We start from the raw sequence: 17973 nt of genomic DNA, 5'->3' as shown, positions 1-17973 counted from the left end.
TGAGCAGACCCCACCACTGAGACGAAAGAGGCAGAAAGTGCGAGCAGACGGCCGTGCAGCAGACGAACTCCGTGAAGTCCGAATCACCCCGGACTGGATCAACACCGCCGAAGGGTCCGCGCTTGTGGAATTCGGCAACACCCGCGTCCTCTGCGCGGCTTCGCTGACCGAAGGAGTGCCGCGCTGGCTCAAGGGACAGGGCCGCGGATGGGTCACCGCCGAATACGCCATGCTCCCTCGAGCCACCGACTCCCGCAGCACCCGTGAGTCCGTCAAGGGCAAGCAGGGCGGCCGCACCCACGAGATCTCCCGCCTCATCGGTCGCAGCCTGCGCGCGGTCATCGACATGGACAAGCTGGGTGAGAACACCCTCGTCCTCGACTGCGACGTCCTCCAGGCCGACGGCGGCACCCGCACCGCTTCGATCACCGGAGCCTACGTGGCTCTGGCGAAGGCCATCGACAAGGGACGCTCGACCGGGCTCATCCCCGCCGCCCAACAGCCGATCATCGACTCGGTGTCGGCCATCAGCGTCGGGATCATCGACGGAGAACCCCTCCTCGATCTGCCGTACGTCGAGGACTCGCGCGCCGAAACCGATATGAACGTCGTGATGACCGGTTCCGGAAAGTTCATCGAAGTCCAGGGCACCGCCGAGGGGGCACCGTTCGACCGCGATGAACTCGGCAAGCTGCTCGATCTCGCCGCTCACGGCTGCACCGAACTCACCCGCATCCAGTCCGAAGTGCTCGCCGGATGACGACCTTCGTCCTCGCCACTCACAATGAGGGCAAGAAGCGTGAGCTGCTGACCATCCTCGGGCCCGTCCTCGGTACCGACACCCAGGTGCTCACAGCCGCCGAGGCGGGACTGGCCGATGTCGCCGAAACCGGAGTCACGTTCACCGAGAATGCCCTCATCAAGGCGCGGGCCGCCGCCGCTGCGACAGGGCACACGGCTATCGCCGATGACTCGGGCATCAGCGTTGACGTCCTCGGCGGCGCACCGGGAATCTTCTCCGCCCGGTGGGCCGGTCGACACGGTGACGACCGGGCGAACCTCGAGCTGCTGCTCGCTCAGTTGGGCGATATCGCTGCCGAACACAGGGGAGCACAGTTCCGCTGTGCAGCAGCCGCCGTGACCGCCGACGGCAGAGAATTCACCGCCGAAGGCGTCATGCCCGGACGTCTGGCCACCGAGCCGAAAGGCGAGAACGGATTCGGCTACGATCCGATCTTCGTTCCCGACTGCTCTGAGCTCAGTGCCGCCGAGATGAGCGCTGAGGAGAAGAACTCACGCTCCCACCGTCGGTTCGCCTTCGACGCATTGGCCGCGATCCTCGCCGACGAGCCGAATCTCTGAGCCATCTGCTGGGGATGGCCGACATCTGAACTCAGCCGCCTCACCAGCTGAGAACTTCGGATACACTGACGATGCTTGAGTGTTGGCGAACGACCCTGTTCGTGGTCGGCGAAATCGAGGAGAACAATGAAGACTCCGCGCATCATGACGTGGGTGGCGGCCGCTGCCGCCACAAGCCTGCTGATCACAGGCTGTTCGGCCGGAGCTTCCGATTCCGGAGGTGATGCGCAGAAGAAGGACTCGATGACCATCGCCTTCACTGCCGAACCGGTCAACCTCGACTTCACCTCGACCTCGGGAGTCGCCATTCCCGAAGCGCTGATGGAGAACGTCTACGAATCCCTCGTCCGTCTGGACGGCGAAGGCGAGATCCAGCCCGCACTGGCCAAGGATTGGAAACTGTCCGATGACCGCAAGACCTACACCTTCGAACTCCAGGAAGGTGTGAAGTTCTCCAACGGTGCGGACCTCACCAGCGAGGATGTCAAGTACTCCTACGAACGAGTGCAGAACGATTGGAAGAACGCGCTGAAGTCGAAGATGGACATCGTCAAGTCCATCGAGACCCCGGACGATTCCACCGTCACGATCGAACTGAAGAAGCCGTCGAACACCTGGCTGTTCAACCTCACCAGCCTCGTCGGTGCCGTCTTCGACACCGAGGGAACCAAGGACCTGGCGAACGAAGCCATCGGCACCGGTCCCTTTGCGATCGACAAGTTCATACGCGGACAGTCCATCGACTTCGCCGCCCGCGACGACTACTGGGGCGAGAAGCCGTCGCTGAACAAGGTCCAGTTCAAATACTTCAAGGACGCAGTCTCGGCCTCGAACGCCCTGAAATCCGGAGAGATCGACCTCGTCTCCAACCTCCAGGCACCCGAATTGGCCGGAGAGTTCCAAAGCAACGACTATCAGATCGTCTCCGGCACCACGAACGGCGAGGTCGTGCTGTCGATGAACAACGCCGAGGGCATCTTCAAGGACAAGAAGGCCCGCGAAGCCGTGATGCATGCGATCGACCGCAAGGCCGTCCTCGACACGGCGTGGGCGGGCTATGGCGAGCTCATCGGCTCGATGGTGCCCCCGACCGACCCGTACTACGAAGACCTCACCGGTGAGTGGAAGTACGATCCCAAGAAGGCCAAGAAGCTCGTCGACGAAGCTGGGATCAAGGGCGAGGAGTTCGCCTTCACCGTGCCGAACCTGCCGTATGCGAAGGCGATCTCCGAAATCGTGTCCGCTCAGCTCGAAGAGGTCGGGCTGAAGGCGAAGATCTCGACTCAGGAATTCCCAGCCGTGTGGTTGGACAAGACATTCACGGAACACGATTTCGACATGTCGGTGATCAACCACGCCGAACCCCGCGACATCCTCACCGTGTTCTCGAAAGACTACTACATCGGCTACGACGATTCGAAGATCAAGAAGATCTCGGAGAAGGCCGACACCGGAACCGAAGAGGAATACATTTCCGGTATGAAGGAGATCGCGAAGACGATCACCGAGGATGCCGCCTCGGACTTCCTGTTCCTGTTCCCGAATCTCGTCATCGCCAAGTCCGATATCGAGGGGATACCCGCCAACCGCGTCTCCGACGCGTTCAAGATCGCCGACCTCAGCTGGGCCTGACCGCGAACGTCGATGCTCACCTACGCAGTCAACCGGGCGATCCAGTTCGCGCTGTCCCTCCTCGTCGCCTCGGTGGTGGTGTTCGCCCTGATGAGCCTGCTGCCGGGTAATGCGGCACAGGTGGCGCTGGGCACGAACGCCACCCCGGAGGCGGTGGCGGCGCTCGAGGCCCAGTACGGACTTGATCGGCCACCGCTCATCCGATACTTCGACTGGATGGGCGGAATGCTCACCGGAGACTTCGGCACCTCCTACGTCACCGGTGCCGACATCACTCCCGTCATCGTCGACAGCGTCCAGGTCACCGCGATCCTCGTCGTCGCTGCCATCGTCCTGTCCATCCTCATCGCCGTGCCACTGGGCACCTTCGCCGCCATCGAACAGCGCAACTGGATCGGTGTGACGATCTCGGCGATCAGCCAGGTGGGCATCGCAATCCCGAACTTCCTGGCCGCGATCATCCTCGTCATCATCTTCTCCCTGACCCTCGGATGGTTCCCGTCCCAAGGCTGGATGGCTCCGATCGAAGGGCTCGGCGGCTTCCTGGTCCGCCTCGTCCTGCCCGTCGTTTCTCTCGCGCTCGTACAGGCGGCGATCCTCACCCGCTACGTCCGTTCGGCCGTCCTCGACGTGATGCGCGAGGACTATATCCGCACCGCCCGCGCAAAGGGACTGACCAGGACGAAGGCGCTGTTCGCGCACGGCCTGCGCAATGCCGCCATTCCCGTCATCACCGTCGCCGGAGTCCAGTTGGCCACGCTGCTGGTCGGCGCCGTGATCATCGAACAGATCTTCGTTCTGCCCGGAATCGGATCCGAACTCGTCCGCGCCGTGGCCAACCGCGACCTCGTGGCGGTCCAGGGCATCGTCATGGTCCTCGTCCTGCTCGTGCTCATCATCAACCTCATCGTCGACATCCTCGTGCCCATCGTCGACCCCCGCATCAGGAACGCCGCATGAACCCGACCGGTGCCCAGAACCCCGCCGAACACGTCGATCCCGTCGTCGCCGACGCGACGGCCACGACCGCCTCGGCGAATGGCGGGCCGATCCGGTCCCGCAAGGGCCGACGGCGGGTGAATGCATCGATGGTCATCGGAGCCGCCCTCGTCGTGCTCATCGTCGGGCTCGCCCTCATCTCGTTCGTGTGGACCCCGTACGATCCGAGCGCGATCGACCCTGCCGCCCGGCTGCAGAGCGGCAGCCTCGCCCACCCGTTCGGCACCGACACCTTCGGCCGGGACACGCTGACCTGGGTGATGGTCGGAGCACGTATCACTCTGCTCGTCGGGGTCGTCGCCGTCGGCATCGCCCTGCTCATCGGCACCCCGATCGGAATCATCTCCGCACTCTTCGCGAAGCAGCAGTGGGGAATGTGGGTCGACGCGGTGATCATGCGCGCCAACGACATCCTCCTGGCCTTCCCCGCCCTGCTGTTGGCGATCATCTTCGCCGCCGTGTACTCACCGGGGACCGGGCCGGCGATGGTCGCCGTCGGCATCGCCGCGATCCCCGGTTTCGCGCGAATCGCCAGGTCCGGGACGCTGCAGGTGCTCGGCTCCGAATACGTGCGCGCCGCACGAGCGTCGAACCGTCGGATCCCGGCCATCGCCTTCGTCCACGTGCTTCCGAACATCGCCGGAATGGTCATCGTCCAAGCGTCCGTGGCGTTCGCCATCTCCGTCCTCGCCGAGGCGGGGCTGTCCTTCCTAGGACTCGGCACCCGGGCCCCGACACCGTCGTGGGGCCGGATGCTGCAGGAGTCCCAGCAGTATCTGTCCACCCACCCCGAACTCGCCCTGTGGCCGGGACTGTTCATTGCGCTCGCCGTGCTCGGGTTCAACCTTTTGGGGGATGGGCTGCGCGACCGGTTCGACCCGAAGATGGAGGTCCGAGGTGCCTGAGAACCTGCTCGAGGTCCGCGACCTCACCATCACTGCCGCCGGAGCCGACGCTCCGGTGCTCCACGATGTCAGCCTCAGCCTGGCACCGGGGGAACGGGTCGGACTCATCGGCGAATCCGGGTCGGGCAAATCCCTGACCGCCCAGTCCGTGATGGGTCTGCTGCCCGAAGAGCTGCACGCCAGGGGCCAGGTGCACCTGCAGGGACATTCCGGGAACCTCCTCGAAGCGAACGAGAAGACCCTGGCCGGGCTGCGTTCGGACATCGTGTCCATGGTGTTCCAGGAACCCATGAGCGCCCTCAATCCGCTCATGCGCATCGGCGACCAGATCGCCGAGGTGCTGCGAATCCACGGCAAGGTGCCCCGAGCTCAGATTCCGACACGGGTGCGCGAACTGCTCCACGACGTCCACATTCCCGACCCGGACGGGGCCCGATTCGCCTACCCGCACCAGATGTCGGGCGGGCAGCGGCAGCGAGTCATGCTCGCGATTGCCCTGGCCAACTCGCCGAGGCTGCTCATCTGCGACGAACCCACCACCGCCCTCGACGTCACCGTGCAGAAGCATATGCTCGACCTCATCGCCGAACGGGTCGCGGCAGTGGAAGCGGGACTGCTGTTCATCACTCACGACCTCGCCGTCGTCGCCGGAGTCTGCGACCGGGTCATCGTCATGTACCGCGGCCGCATCGTCGAATCCGGCAGCGTCGACGAGATCTTCACCGCCCCCAAGCACGAATACACACGCGGGCTCCTGGCATCATCGGACCTCGAATCCACCGACGACCACGGACGACTCTTCACCCTGAAGACCGCGCTCGCCTACTCGGGGCCGCAGGTCGAGGAGACAGAGTCTGCGGCGGTCGTGGAGTCGACGGGCGATGACACTGGCGGGGCCGCCTCGTCGGGAGACAACGTCGGCGATGCATCGGCGAGGGACACCGACGGGGCCGCCTCGGCGAAGGAACCCGCACCGCTCATCGAAGTCTCGGACGTCACCCGGGTCTTCCTCGGACGGGGGCTGTTCGGCCGCAGACGGTCCGAAGTCACAGCTCTGGATGGGATCGATTTCACCGTCGCATCCGGAGCCCGGCTGGGCATCGTAGGGGAGTCGGGGTCGGGGAAGTCGACGCTGCTGAACATCCTCTCCGGCCTCGACCGACCGACCACCGGGCATGTGCGGGTCGGCGACATTCGGGTCGAGGCAGCGAGCTCACAGGCTCTGCGTCGCCTGCGCGAGAACCTGCAGATCGTGTTCCAGGACCCCTTCGCCTCGCTCGACCCGCGGATGCGGATCGCCGATATCGTCGCCGAACCGCTCATCGCCGCGGGTGTCGACAAAGACGAACGCACCGCACGGGTCGAGGAGATGATCGCCGCCGTCGACCTCGAAACGGATTCCCTGCGCCGGTACCCGCACCAGTTCTCGGGTGGACAGCGACAGCGCATCTCGATCGCCCGGGCACTCGTGACCAAGCCGCAGATCCTCGTCGCCGACGAACCGGTCTCCGCCCTCGACGTCTCGGTGCGCGCGCAGGTGCTCAACCTGCTCACCGACCTCGTCGACGAGTACGCGCTGACCCTCCTCTTCGTCTCCCACGACCTCGGCGTCGTCAAACACCTGTGCTCCGAGGTCATCGTCATGAGAGCCGGACAGATCATCGAAACGGGTGCAACCGACGATATCTACGCGAACTGCCAGGAGGAGTACACACGGAGCCTCATCGCCGCCACCCCGAGCCTGGCCGAGGCCCTCGCCGCAGGATAGCCAGGCCTGCGAGTGCTGAGAGCGACGAACCATCGAGAGAGAAAGGGCAGCACATGACCACATCGCTTGCCGACCGCAGTGCGGCCGAACTGGCAGCCGGTTTCGCCGGAGGGGACTTCGACCCCATCGACGTGCACTCCGCGGTTGTGGACCGCATGGACGAATGCGAACCGACCATCAACGCCTTGTTCCACCGCGACGACCAACGCTCCCGGGACGCCGCCGCAGCCAGCGCCGCACGCTGGCGTGAGGGACGCCCGCTGAGCGACCTCGACGGGGTTCCCGTGACGATCAAGGAGAACATCGCCCGCCGCGGTGTCCCGCTGCCCAGCGGTCACGCATGGGTGGAGATGCCGGTGGCCGACCACGATGCCCCGATCACCGAGCGCCTCGAAGAAGCCGGCGCCGTCATCCTCGGATCGACGACGATGCCCGACTGGGGAATGCTCTCCTCTGGAGTGTCCTCTTTGCACGGAGTCAGCCGTTCGCCCCTGGACCCGAGCCTGACGACCGGAGGGTCGAGCGCTGGTGCCGGAGCCGCGGCGGCAGCGGGATACGGGCCCATCCACATCGGCTCCGACATCGGCGGATCCATCCGCCTGCCATGCACCTGGCTCGGCCTGGCCGGGCTCAAACCCAGCTTCGGCCGAGTCCCGCTCGATGCCCCCTACCTCGGCAGGTGCGCGGGACCGCTCGCGCGGACGATGCCCGACGTCAAAGCCGCCATGGACATCATCTCTGCCCCGGACGATCGTGACTATTCGCGGCTGCCGCGCTTCGCTGCCGATGACGCGCAGGCTTTGCCGGGCAGCGATACGACCGCGACCTTCGACCCGCGGAGACTGCGCATCGGCGTGCAGCTCGACGCCGGGTGCGGGGTCGCCGCGGATGCTCAGGTGCGATCAACCGTCACCGAGGCGGCCGACCGGTTCTCCGCGGCAGGAGCCGAAGTCATGACGCTCGATCCGTTCATCGACGATGATCTGCTCCACGACATGGACCTGTTCTGGCGGGTGCGGTCGTGGGCCGACCTCAAGGCGCTGCCCGTCGACGAACAGGCGCTCATCCTGCCCTATATCCAGCAGTGGGCCCAGGACGGGGCCGACACCAGCGGAGTCGACCTGATCGGCTGCTATCACAGCGTCCAGGAGATCCGGCGGAGGACGATCAACGCCACCTCAGAGTTCGACCTGGTCATCTCGCCGACGGCTCCGGATGCGGCATTCCCGGCCGAGCAGCCCATGCCGTACCCGCTGGTTCACGAACCCATGGGCCATATCGGGTTCACGATGCCGTTCAACATGTCCGAACAGCCGGCGGCAACGGTGCTGGCCGGATTCATGGACGACGGCCGGACCATCGGCGTGCAGATCGCAGGACGACGCTTCGCCGACGAATTCGTCATGGCCGCCGGTGCCTGGTTCGAGGCCGCGGCCGGACTCGAACTGCCGACACGGTCGGTGGGCTGACAGAACGAGCTCAGCGGGCCTGTGACGACCGGGAATCGGTCGTCACAGGCCCGCTGTGTCTTAGGGTGCCGCCTCGGTGACGGTGGTCCCCCGCCTCAGGGGGAGGCGAGGTGCACCGAGAAGGCGGCGAACCCTGGGATCAGAAGTCGAAGAATTCGACCGAGAGCTTGTCTCCGTCGATCTTCACGCTTCCGGACACCGACAGGGAGTTGCCGTTGGAGAAGTAGGAAGATCCGGCCCTCTTGCCGTCGACGGAGAAGTTGAACTTGCCGGGCTTCTCCGTGAAGAATGAACCGGTGCTCGTGTCTCCGGCGCCGAAGCTGGCCTTCACCTTGGGCATCTCCTTCATGTCCCACTTGGCGGTGTTCTTCTTCGCCAGGTCATCGAGCTTCTTATCCGAACCGCCGACGGGAATCTCGGTCGGGTCGTATTTGATGAAGTCGCACTTCGGCTCGATGCTCTTGTTGTCGAAGCATTTCTTGAGTTCCTTCTCGACCTGTTTCTGAACTTCCTTGTCGAAGGCGCCGGTCGGGGACAGTTCGAGGTTGAGGGTGGTGGGGGACACCTGCCCCTTGTTCGCCTGTCCGCCGGGGGCGAAGGCCTTCGGGAAGTTCACCTTGGCCGTATCGGAAGCCTCGGAGATCCACTTGCTCTTCGGGATCGTGAAGTCATAGCTGCCGGGGTAGACGGCGAACGAGGTGGTGCCCGACTTCGCCTTGTAGTCCTTGCCGTTGACGGAGAGGCCGTCGGCGGCGGGAACATCGATGGAGATGACGTTGAGATCGGGGCCCTTCATCGTCCACTTGTCGAAGAACAGGTCCTGCTTGCCGTCCTTCGTGGCGGACAGTTCCACGTTGTAGGGACTGCCGTCGAGTTCGTAGGACACGACGACGGTTCCCTTGTCTCCGTCGACCTTTGACGATTCGACCTTGGCCTTCTCGATCTTCGCCGAGGAGGAATCGGTGAATTCCTTCTGCAGCAGGTCGAGGTTCGTGCCTTCCGGACGCGCGGAGGGGGCGATCTTCTCGGCGGCTGCGAAGTCACCCTTGTTGAGGGCTTCGACGTAGTCCTCGGCAACCTTGTCGGGTCCGTACTTGTTCTTATTCACGCTGCTGACGACGAAGAACCCGACGAGGACGAGGATGATGACTAGTGCGACCGCGCCGAGGGTGATGAAGAGGGGAAGCTTGCCCTTCTTCTTCTCGGGACGATTCTCGGCACGCGTTGCGTTGGTCTGGGAACCGGCAAAGCCCGGAGCCGGAGCCGGCTGCGGAATCGCCTGCGATGGACCGGAACCGGTCTGCTGGGCATTCGGGCCCGAACCCGTCTGGTACTGCCCGGAGTGGTTCTGCGCGGAGTCGAACTGGCCCGGCTTGTTCTGAGCGCCGGGGTACGGTGGCTGGTTCTGAGCGCCGGGGTACGGTGGCTGGTTCTGAGCGCCCGGGTAGGCCGAGTTCGAATACTGACCACTCGACCGCGGGCCGCCCTGCGGCTGAGCACCGGGGTATCCGCCATTCGGCTGCTGCGGGTTCTGATACTGGTTGTTCGGGTACTGCCCGTTCTGAGGCTGATCGCTCGGGGACGGAGTACCGGGGTAGGGGACCGGCTGGGGGCCGCCCGGAGCATTCGATCCGCCGTTCTGGCCGGGGCCGAATGACTGATCGTTCTGGGCACTGGGCCCCGAGTACTGAGGCGGTTGGTTCTGCTGCGGAGCCGCTGGAGCGACCGTGGGACGGGCCGGTGCATCGCTGGCCGGGGCTCCCAAGGGCGGCGCCTGATCATCGGGCACAGAGGAACCGTCGTCGGACTGAGCCGGGGCATCGGGCTCGGAGGAACCGTCGCCGGAGGCGAAAGAGCCGTTTTCGGTAGGAGTCTGCGCATCCGACTCGGACGGACCATCGGTGGAATCCGTTCCGTTCGCGGAATGAGGCTGCGAGGTAGGAGTCTCGTCACCTGCGGCGGCACTCGAGTCCGGAAAGTCCTCATTCGCCGGCGGCTCCGACTCAGGCTTCGGTCCGCCGTTCTCCGGAGGCTCGCTTGGGGGTGGCGGGAAATTGGGGTGATCGTTCCCGTTGCTCATCGTGGGGTCATCCTTTGCGTGTACAAGCCTGTCCTGGCGCAATTGTACTTCCCGGAGCAGGGAATCGCGTGGTCAATACCGGGAAGCCGAGCCGGGGTAAGCGAAAATGGTCCTGATGCACACTTCTCCTCACCCTCAGCCCTATCGCCGGACGATCTTCGCGGCCCTCATGGAAGTCGTGAAGATCTACCTCATCGTCGTGCCCGCAGGATTCGTCCTTGCCATCGTCTTCTGGATCATCGGGCTCGGCTCGCAGCTGCCGTATTCGGCGATACCCGAATGGGCGTTCGCACTGTGGGCGACGGTGTCAGGACTGAGTGTCTCTACCCTCGGCTTCGACTTCTCACTGGCGCCGAGTCTTGTGACTCTGGGCCTGTGGTTCCTGGTGGCGACTGGCGCTAAACGAGTAGCCTGTGGCACTGCCGTGGACTGTCAGACCGACAGTGACGAGGATCCCGGCGGGTGGTGGGCGCTCATGGGAGCAGCTCTGGGCACCTTCGTCGTGGCCTACGCCGGTCCTCTCCTGGTGCTGGCACTCGTGGTCGGTCAGGCTGCGGTGACTCCGCTCGGATTCCTTCGCCTCTTCCTCTTCCTCGTCACGGCTGTTGCGTGGGCTCTCATTCGAGTGCGAGGAATCGGTGACATTCCCGGACTGTCGTTGATCTCCGACGAGACGTGGCGTGTCGTCGCCGGGCTCGCTCGCCGTCTGCTGTGGGCAGCCGTGGTCCTTGGCGCGATCGTTCTCGTCGTCGGAATCGTGATCCGCTGGGGCGACGTCGGTGACACTCTGCAGGTCTACAGCTCACCGGTCGCCGCAGGAACCGGTCTCATCGTCGTTCAGGCGCTCTTCGCCCCGAGCATCTTCTTCTCGGCCCTGTCGTGGATCGCCGGGACGGGAGTGAGCATCGGCGATGCGGGGATGAGCTCGGCCTTCAGGTCGACCTCTGCGCCGGTGCCCGATGTGCACGTGCTGCAGCTGCTCAGCGGTGACTATCCGGCGTGGACTGCGGCAGCACCGGCACTTCTCGTTCTGCTCGGTCTGCTGTGCGTCATCCTCGGCCGCGACCGAGCCCGCGAAATCGTCGCAGAATCGTGGACGGGGCTCGCAGTCGCAATCGCGATCGTGTTCATCACCTTCGAGGTCCTCGCACTGTTCGCCGGCGGAGCCATGGGTCCGCTGGGTCTGTCCTGGTTCGGACCCTCTGCACTGACATCGGCACTGGTGGTCACGGCGTGGATCGGTGTGGGAACGGCTGCCGGCCTTCTGCTGATCAGGCTCTCCGGTCTGCACTCCGAATTCGCCGATGACGACGAGGATGATGTGTTCGACGAGAATGAACCGGAACCGATCGGCGACGACATCGTCAACGAAGACGAACCGCGATAGTCGGGTGGGCCGCCCCGGGGAGGCAACGCCCTCGCGGCGGTTACGGCGTGAAGGGCGGGCCGCCTCGGCGGAGGTCTCAGGCGTGAGCCGAGGGCATCCTCGGTGAGGGGATCAGCGCCGAACGATCGGGGATCGGACCGCGCAGGTCAGTTGGTGCCGGGAAGATCGAGGTCCTGGCCGGTGACCTGCTTGAACCAGTCGCCCAAGCCGGACTGATATTCGCTGGTGCAGGAGAGCTGCGCCTGCTGCGTGATCGCATCGCGCAGGCATTCCTCGTACTTCGACTGCACCGGCCAGAGAATGACCGAGGACATCGTGGAGAAGATGAGGTAGATGCTGAGCAGACCGCCGAGGATGCCCAAGGACATGTTCCGGCGCTGCTTGGTCTTGACGACGGCGACGATGTACTTCACCGACCACACGACCGCGGCGATGGCGAACCCGATGGCGGCGAGCTTGAACGGCAGCTGATACGTGAACGTCAGCACCGAGGCGAGGATCAGCAAAATCAGGACGAGTCCATGTCGTGCCGGTGCGGCCTGTGCCTCCTCTTCGGGAGTCGGCGCCTTTTTCTCTTCGGTATTCTGCGGTGACGTCACCGGATCAGTTTCTCACAGTCGACTGACAAATGCCTCGGCGGGCTGTGTCCGCACGATGACAGCCGGGCATCGTCCATGTGCTGCAGACGTTAGACTGTGCGGGTGCGCATCGTTCTTCTGGCCTCTGGATCCGGTACCCTCACGCAGTCCGTCATCGACGCTTTCGCCGACGGGACCCGTGGAGTCGACATCGTCGCCATCGGGGCCGATTCGGCCACCGCTGGGGTTCTGGCCCGAGCCGAACAGCACGAGATTCCCTCCTTCGTCGTCCGTCCCAAGGACTTCGCCGACCGTGACGAGTGGAACCTGGCGCTGAAGGACACGGTGGCCGAGTTCGCACCGGACTGGGTGGTCTCCGCCGGTTTCATGCGCATCCTCGGTCCCAGCTTCGTCGAGGCCTTCCCGTCCCGGATCATCAACACCCATCCGGCGCTGCTGCCGTCGTTCCCGGGTGCACACGGGGTCCGCGATGCGCTCGCCCATGGGGTGAAGCTGACCGGTGGGACTATCCATCTCGTCGACACCGGAGTCGACACCGGCCCGATCATCACCCAGTACGCGGTGCCCGTCGGCGACGACGACACCGAAGAGACCGTGCACGAGAACATCAAAGCCCGTGAACGCGAAGAGCTCGTGCGCCTGCTGACGCACCTGGCTCACACCGACCTCGTTGTCGACGGTCGACATGTCCGCGGATATGTCGCCTCGGCGATGACCGCCCACTGACCCCGCCGGGAGAAGAACCGACCGGCAACCGAACCTCGAGGAGGATCTGTGACAGGAACCCGCGCGATCAAGAGAGCGCTGATCAGCGTCTACGACAAGACCGGGCTGGAGGAGCTGGCTCGCGGCCTCCACTCAGCCGGAGTCGAGATCGTGTCGACCGGATCCACGGCAGCCAAGATCGCCGAGGCGGGAGCCGCGGTGACGAAGGTCGAAGAGCTCACCGGGTTCCCCGAGTGCCTCGAAGGACGGGTCAAGACACTCCACCCGCGCGTCCATGCCGGCATCCTCGCCGACTCCCGCAAGCCCGAGCATCTGGAACAGCTGTCCGAACTCGAGATCGAACCCTTCGACCTCGTCGTCGTCAACCTCTACCCGTTCGCCGACACCGTCGCCAGCGGAGCCGGCTTCGACGACTGCATCGAACAGATCGACATCGGCGGACCCTCGATGGTGCGTGCAGCGGCGAAGAACCACCCCACGGTCACCGTCGTGACCGATCCGGCCGATTACGCCGCCGTGCTCGACGCAGCCGTCGGAGACGGGTTCGACCTTGATGCCCGTCGCTCCTTCGCCGCCCGTGCCTTCGCCCACACCGCGGCCTACGATTCGGCGGTAGCCTCCTGGTTTGCCTCTGAACTCGCCACTGACGAGAAGGCCGCCTTCGCCGGCCTCACCGGTGAGAAGATCGCCGACCTGCGCTACGGAGAGAACCCGCACCAGGCCGCCGCCGTGTACTCCGACGGAACCGTGGGGATCGCCGGTGCGAAACTGCTCGGCGGCAAGGCGATGTCATATAACAACTACACGGACACCGATGCCGCGATCCGCGCAGCGTTCGACTTCCACCTGCCGGCCGTGGCCATCATCAAGCACGCGAACCCCTGCGGAATCGCCGTCGGCGAGACCGCGGCTGCGGCGCACAAGGCCGCCCACGAATGCGATCCACTGTCGGCCTACGGCGGAGTCATCGCCACGAACCGTGAGGTCGACGCCGAGCTGGCCGCCTCGATCAAGCCGATCTTCACGGAGTGCTTGGCGGCTCCGTCGTTCAGCGCCGAGGCGCTGGAGATCCTCACGACGAAGAAGAATCTGCGACTGCTCGAACTCGGCGATATCGATGTGCCCGCAGCCGAGATCAAGCCGATCAGCGGTGGGTTCCTCGTCCAGGATCGCGACGCCTTCCAGGCCTCAGGGGACTCTCCCGAGAACTGGACCCTGGCCGCCGGCCCGGCAGCCACCCCCGACATTCTCGCGGACCTCGAATTCGCGTGGAAGGCCGGACGGGCCGTGAAGTCCAACGCGATCTTGCTCGCCAAGGGCGGAGCCTCGGTGGGCGTTGGCATGGGCCAGGTCAACCGCGTCGACTCCGCCAAACTTGCCGTCGAACGGGCCGGAGCCGAACGTGCCGCCGGCGCGGTCGCCGCCTCGGACGCCTTCTTCCCGTTCCCCGACGGTCTGCAGATCCTCATCGACGCAGGGGTCACCGCCGTGGTGCAGCCGGGCGGATCGATCCGCGACGAAGAGGTCATCGCGGCCGCCGAGGAGGCCGGAATCACGATGTACCTGACCGGGAGCCGCCATTTCTTCCACTGAGATGAAGCGATCTCACCCCCGCCATGCACGGCGGGGAGAGGCCCGATTGCGAAGCGATGGATCTACTGGAAACGGCGATACGCGCATCCCACCAGGCGCGATTGGGTGCTGCTCGGCTGTCTCCTCGGAGTCGCCGCCGCAGCGGCGTGCTCCGTCATCGACTTCCGCCTCGGTGCCGTCGTGCTGGCGGTCGTCCCCGCGAGCCTCGCCGGATTCCGCGCGATGCCGCCGCCGTGGACCGAAGTGTGGACGAACCGGTCGAAGGTCGTCGACATCACGACTTGTCTGCTGTTCGCCGGACTGCTGGTCGGGCTGGCGTTCGTTGTGCCGCTGACCCGCTGACGAATCGGCCTCGGCGAAACAGTTTATGTGCATTCCCTGAGAAATGAGACCTGCAGGTGTCGTCATGTCTGGAACAGTGGCAGGGTGAGTGGCGTCAGAGGTTCGCTTCGAACCTTTTCCGATGAAAGGAGACAGCATGGGACTCGACGATCTTACTAACAAAGCCAAGGACGCCATGAATAGCGATAAGGGTGAAGAGATCAGCGACCAGGGCCTGGACAAGGCCACGGACGCAGCCAACAATGTCACCGGTGGAAAGTTCGAAGACCAGATCAATCAGGGTCGCGACGGAGCCGATGACAAGCTCGGCAACGAATGATCTTTAATCCATAGCCGCGTCCGGCATGGATGAGCGCCGAGGAGAACCTGAGTTCTCCTCGGCGCTTTCTCATGTTCCGGCGCGGGGCAGATGGTGCGGGTGAACGGCACAGCGCGGTGGGGCCACGGTCCCACCGCGCACCCACCACAGCTGTAAACTCAGCTGAGCTTTTCGATCGGGGCGTAGCGCAGCAGGAGTCGCTTCGATCCGGCCGAACCGAAGTCGACGACCGCCACGGTCTTGTCGCCGGTGCCGTTGACCTCCGTGACGGTGCCGAGCCCGAAGGACTCGTGCGAGACCTTCTCACCGACCTCGACGGAGATGACCTCACGGTTGGGCCGGATCCGGTTGGGGAATCCGGCGACCGGTGCCGATGAGCTTGCACTCGAGCGTGAGCGGGATCCGCTTCCGGACGACCGTGACGACCCGAAGCCGCGTGATCCGCCCGAGTATCCGGAGGAATAGCCGCCGGAACCGAAACCTCCCGACCCGAAGCCTCCGGAGAAGCTGCCCGTGTTCTCCCAGTTGATGAGGTTCTCCGGGATCTCGGACAGGAATCGGCTCGGCGGATTGTACTGGGGCTGGCCCCACATGCTGCGGGTCTCGGCGCGAGTCACGAGCAGCCGCTGCCGAGCACGCGTGAGTCCGACGTAGGCCAGACGCCTCTCCTCCGACAGCTCCTGCGGATTCTCGAAGGAACGCGAATGCGGGAACCCGCCGTCTTCGAGCCCGGTGAGGAACACCACCGGGAATTCCAGCCCCTTGGCAGTGTGCAGAGTCATCAGTGTGACCTGACCAAGCTCGGCATCGGGAATCTGATCGGTGTCCGAGGCCAGAGCAACCTGTTCGAGGAACTGGTCGATGGCCGCGGGACCGACACCCGGTGCGGTGGAGGCGCCAGCGGAACCGTCGTCATCGACGTCGGGATCGGCTGCCTCGGCAGCGGATTCGGTCTCTGTCTCGGTCGTCTCATGGGCGGCGGTCGCCTCGGTGCCGGTGTCCGCTTCGGCGGCATCCGGCTCCGCGACCGCGGCGGCTTCGCGAGTGGCGACGAAGTCCTCGGCCACGGCGACGAGCTCGGCGAGGTTGTCGACGCGGGATTCGTCCTGCGGGTCCGTGCTCTTCTGCAGCGATTCGAGGTACCCGGACTGTTCGAGGATCGCCTCGATGACGCGGGAGAGCGGGGAGGATTCGGCGGTGGAGCGCAGATCCTGCATGAGGTCATAGAACTTCTGCACCGAGGTCAGGGCGCGCGAACTCAGGTGCGGGATCTCGTCGAGGCGGCCCAGGGCGGTGCAGAAGCTGATGTTCTCCCGGTCGGCGAAGTCGGCGATGAGGCCTTCGGTGCGGTCGCCGATGGAGCGTTTGGGCACATTGAGGATGCGGCGCAGATTGACGTCGTCATCGGGGTTGGCGACCACGCGCAGGTAGGCGAGGGCGTCCTTGATCTCCTTGCGCTCGTAGAAGCGGGTGCCGCCGACGACCTTGTACGGGATTCCGGAGCGGACCAGCGCGTCTTCGATAGCACGTGACTGTGCGTTGGTGCGGTAGAAGACCGCAAAGTCACCGTAGGTGTACTTCTCGTCGTCGATGAGGTCGTCGATGCGGTCGACGATGAACCGGGCCTCTCCCTGTTCGTTCTCGGCCACCCAGCCGACGATCTGCTCGCCGGAGCCCTCAGAGGTCCACAGTTTCTTCTCCCTGCGGTCGTCGTTGTTCGCGATCACGGCATTGGCTGCGTCGAGGATGTTCTGCGTCGAACGGTAGTTCTGCTCCAGCAGAATGGTGTCCGCGTTCGGGAAGTCCTTCTCGAATTCGACGATATTGCGCACCGTGGCGCCGCGGAAGGCATAGATGGACTGGTCGGCGTCGCCGACGACGGTGAGTTCGGCGCCCGTCGGCCCTCCTGCTCCGTCACCGGCCAGCGCCTTGATCAGGGCGTACTGTGCGGGGTTCGTGTCCTGGTACTCGTCGACGAGGATGTGGCGGAACCGGCGACGGTAGGAATCGGCCACCTCGGGGAAGGCCCCGAAGAGGTGGACGGTCTCTGCGATGAGGTCATCGAAGTCGAAGGCATTGGCCAGCCGCAGACGGGAGGTATAGCGCTTGAAGACGTCGGCGAGCACCTCATCGGCGGGGTTGTTGGGCCGCGGGATGAAGTCGTCGGGGGTCTGCAGCTCGTTCTTGAGGTTGGAGATCCGGTGCAGGATGGCCCGCGGGGCGTACTTCTTCGAGTCGAGGCCGAGTTCCTTGAGGATCTGGGCGACGAGTCGCTGAGCGTCCTGGGCGTCGTAGATCGTGAAGTTCGACTTCATGCCCAGCACCTTCGCCTCGCGGCGGAGGATGCGCACGCACGAGGAGTGGAAGGTCGAGACCCACATGGCGCGGGAGGCGGGGCCGACGATCGAGGACACGCGTTCGGCCATCTCCTTCGCGGCCTTGTTCGTGAACGTGATCGCCAGGACTTCGCCGGGGTGGGCGCGACCGGTGGCCAGGGCATAGGCGATGCGTCGGGTGAGCACGGTCGTCTTGCCCGATCCGGCCCCGGCGACGATGAGCAGCGGGGATCCCGTGTGGATCACGGCCTCGCGTTGTCTGGGGTTGAGTCCGGTGAGGAGTTCGGCCGCTCGGGAGTCGGCGCCGGCGGCATGGTCGGTGTGTTCAGCTGCAGCAGTCATGTCGCCTCCAACGATACCGTCCGGCTCGGACACGACACGTTCGGTCCCTCACACCCCTCAGAACTACCTGACGGCGGCTCAGATACCTCGCGCGAGGTTGCTGAGCCGCCGTCA

Annotated in this window: 15 protein-coding genes; 12 read left to right on the top strand and 3 right to left on the bottom strand. The window is 64.9% G+C overall.

The genetic code is table 11. The features are described 5' to 3' along the window. Window positions 1–37: 37 nt before the first annotated feature. The 7 genes from rph (at window position 38) to BLU88_RS14685 (ending at window position 8135) form a co-directional block, all read left to right on the top strand. The gene (rph, locus tag BLU88_RS14715) at window positions 38–760 is read left to right on the top strand and encodes a ribonuclease PH (protein WP_092015536.1); all 723 of its coding nucleotides are present in this window, start codon (window positions 38–40) and stop codon (window positions 758–760) included. After that, window positions 757–1362, top strand: a complete 606-nt coding sequence (gene rdgB, locus BLU88_RS14710) for an RdgB/HAM1 family non-canonical purine NTP pyrophosphatase (RefSeq protein ID WP_092015533.1) — start codon at window positions 757–759, stop codon at window positions 1360–1362. The genes rph and rdgB overlap by 4 nt, the downstream gene beginning before the upstream one ends. Before the next feature lie 126 nt (window positions 1363–1488). Beyond that, entirely contained in the window at window positions 1489–2994 is a 1506-nt protein-coding gene (locus tag BLU88_RS14705) for an ABC transporter substrate-binding protein (RefSeq protein WP_092015531.1), read from the top strand. Window positions 2995–3006: 12 nt separating this feature from the next. Next, window positions 3007–3954, top strand: a complete 948-nt coding sequence (locus BLU88_RS14700) for an ABC transporter permease (protein WP_092015528.1) — start codon at window positions 3007–3009, stop codon at window positions 3952–3954. Next, on the top strand, window positions 3951–4898 hold the full coding sequence (locus tag BLU88_RS14695) for an ABC transporter permease (RefSeq protein WP_092015525.1): 948 nt from the start codon (window positions 3951–3953) through the stop codon (window positions 4896–4898). The genes BLU88_RS14700 and BLU88_RS14695 overlap by 4 nt, the downstream gene beginning before the upstream one ends. Beyond that, window positions 4849–6666 (top strand): dipeptide ABC transporter ATP-binding protein, encoded by a 1818-nt coding sequence (locus tag BLU88_RS14690; RefSeq protein ID WP_407922835.1) that lies wholly within the window; start codon window positions 4849–4851, stop codon window positions 6664–6666. Before BLU88_RS14695 ends, BLU88_RS14690 begins: the two co-directional genes overlap by 50 nt. Before the next feature lie 53 nt (window positions 6667–6719). Beyond that, entirely contained in the window at window positions 6720–8135 is a 1416-nt protein-coding gene (locus BLU88_RS14685; protein ID WP_092015517.1) for an amidase, read from the top strand. A 139-nt stretch (window positions 8136–8274) separates the two neighbouring features. Here the strand turns inward: BLU88_RS14685 and BLU88_RS14680 are convergent, their stop codons facing one another. Then, entirely contained in the window at window positions 8275–10215 is a 1941-nt protein-coding gene (locus BLU88_RS14680; protein WP_092015514.1) for a zinc ribbon domain-containing protein, read from the bottom strand. Between the two features lie 115 nt (window positions 10216–10330). Between BLU88_RS14680 and BLU88_RS14675 the strand changes: the two genes are divergently transcribed. Then, entirely contained in the window at window positions 10331–11602 is a 1272-nt protein-coding gene (locus tag BLU88_RS14675) for a cell division protein PerM (RefSeq protein ID WP_092017542.1), read from the top strand. Window positions 11603–11748: 146 nt separating this feature from the next. Here BLU88_RS14675 and BLU88_RS14670 read toward each other — a convergent pair whose 3' ends face one another. Next, entirely contained in the window at window positions 11749–12201 is a 453-nt protein-coding gene (locus tag BLU88_RS14670) for a hypothetical protein (protein WP_092015511.1), read from the bottom strand. Between the two features lie 102 nt (window positions 12202–12303). Here BLU88_RS14670 and purN point away from each other — a divergent pair, with 102 nt between their 5' ends. The 4 genes from purN to BLU88_RS14650 all read left to right on the top strand — a co-directional run bounded on the left by purN (window position 12304) and on the right by BLU88_RS14650 (window position 15181). After that, window positions 12304–12927, top strand: coding sequence for a phosphoribosylglycinamide formyltransferase (gene purN / locus BLU88_RS14665; RefSeq protein WP_092015508.1), 624 nt, complete (start codon window positions 12304–12306; stop codon window positions 12925–12927). A gap of 48 nt (window positions 12928–12975) precedes the next feature. Next, a complete protein-coding gene (gene purH, locus BLU88_RS14660; RefSeq protein ID WP_092015505.1) occupies window positions 12976–14520 on the top strand; it encodes a bifunctional phosphoribosylaminoimidazolecarboxamide formyltransferase/IMP cyclohydrolase in 1545 nt (514 codons plus the stop codon). 105 nt (window positions 14521–14625) lie between these two features. Beyond that, window positions 14626–14862, top strand: coding sequence for a DUF3017 domain-containing protein (locus BLU88_RS14655; protein ID WP_231939449.1), 237 nt, complete (start codon window positions 14626–14628; stop codon window positions 14860–14862). 136 nt (window positions 14863–14998) lie between these two features. Beyond that, window positions 14999–15181 carry an antitoxin gene (locus BLU88_RS14650; RefSeq protein WP_092015499.1) on the top strand — a complete coding sequence of 61 codons (183 nt, stop codon included), beginning with the start codon at window positions 14999–15001 and terminating at the stop codon, window positions 15179–15181. 158 nt (window positions 15182–15339) lie between these two features. Here the strand turns inward: BLU88_RS14650 and BLU88_RS14645 are convergent, their stop codons facing one another. After that, window positions 15340–17859 (bottom strand): UvrD-helicase domain-containing protein, encoded by a 2520-nt coding sequence (locus BLU88_RS14645; protein WP_092015496.1) that lies wholly within the window; start codon window positions 17857–17859, stop codon window positions 15340–15342. Between the last annotated feature and the right edge of the window lie 114 nt (window positions 17860–17973).

Origin of the sequence: Brevibacterium siliguriense (assembly GCF_900105315.1) — a bacterium.
Lineage (GTDB): Bacteria > Actinomycetota > Actinomycetes > Actinomycetales > Brevibacteriaceae > Brevibacterium > Brevibacterium siliguriense.
Note: the sequence above shows the minus strand (reverse complement) of the source record. Positions and strands in the feature narration are given on the sequence as shown.

What these genes read in the sequence shown, in the direction of transcription:
- rdgB (WP_092015533.1), top strand. Translation starts at nt 757, where the DNA reads ATGACGACCTTCGTCCTCGCCACTCACAATGAGGGCAAGAAGCGTGAG.
- BLU88_RS14705 (WP_092015531.1), top strand. Translation starts at nt 1,489, where the DNA reads ATGAAGACTCCGCGCATCATGACGTGGGTGGCGGCCGCTGCCGCCACA.
- BLU88_RS14700 (WP_092015528.1), top strand. Translation starts at nt 3,007, where the DNA reads ATGCTCACCTACGCAGTCAACCGGGCGATCCAGTTCGCGCTGTCCCTC.
- BLU88_RS14695 (WP_092015525.1), top strand. Translation starts at nt 3,951, where the DNA reads ATGAACCCGACCGGTGCCCAGAACCCCGCCGAACACGTCGATCCCGTC.
- BLU88_RS14690 (WP_407922835.1), top strand. Translation starts at nt 4,849, where the DNA reads ATGGGCTGCGCGACCGGTTCGACCCGAAGATGGAGGTCCGAGGTGCCT.
- BLU88_RS14685 (WP_092015517.1), top strand. Translation starts at nt 6,720, where the DNA reads ATGACCACATCGCTTGCCGACCGCAGTGCGGCCGAACTGGCAGCCGGT.
- BLU88_RS14680 (WP_092015514.1), bottom strand. Translation starts at nt 10,215, where the DNA reads ATGAGCAACGGGAACGATCACCCCAATTTCCCGCCACCCCCAAGCGAG.
- BLU88_RS14675 (WP_092017542.1), top strand. Translation starts at nt 10,331, where the DNA reads ATGCACACTTCTCCTCACCCTCAGCCCTATCGCCGGACGATCTTCGCG.
- BLU88_RS14650 (WP_092015499.1), top strand. Translation starts at nt 14,999, where the DNA reads ATGGGACTCGACGATCTTACTAACAAAGCCAAGGACGCCATGAATAGC.
- BLU88_RS14645 (WP_092015496.1), bottom strand. Translation starts at nt 17,859, where the DNA reads ATGACTGCTGCAGCTGAACACACCGACCATGCCGCCGGCGCCGACTCC.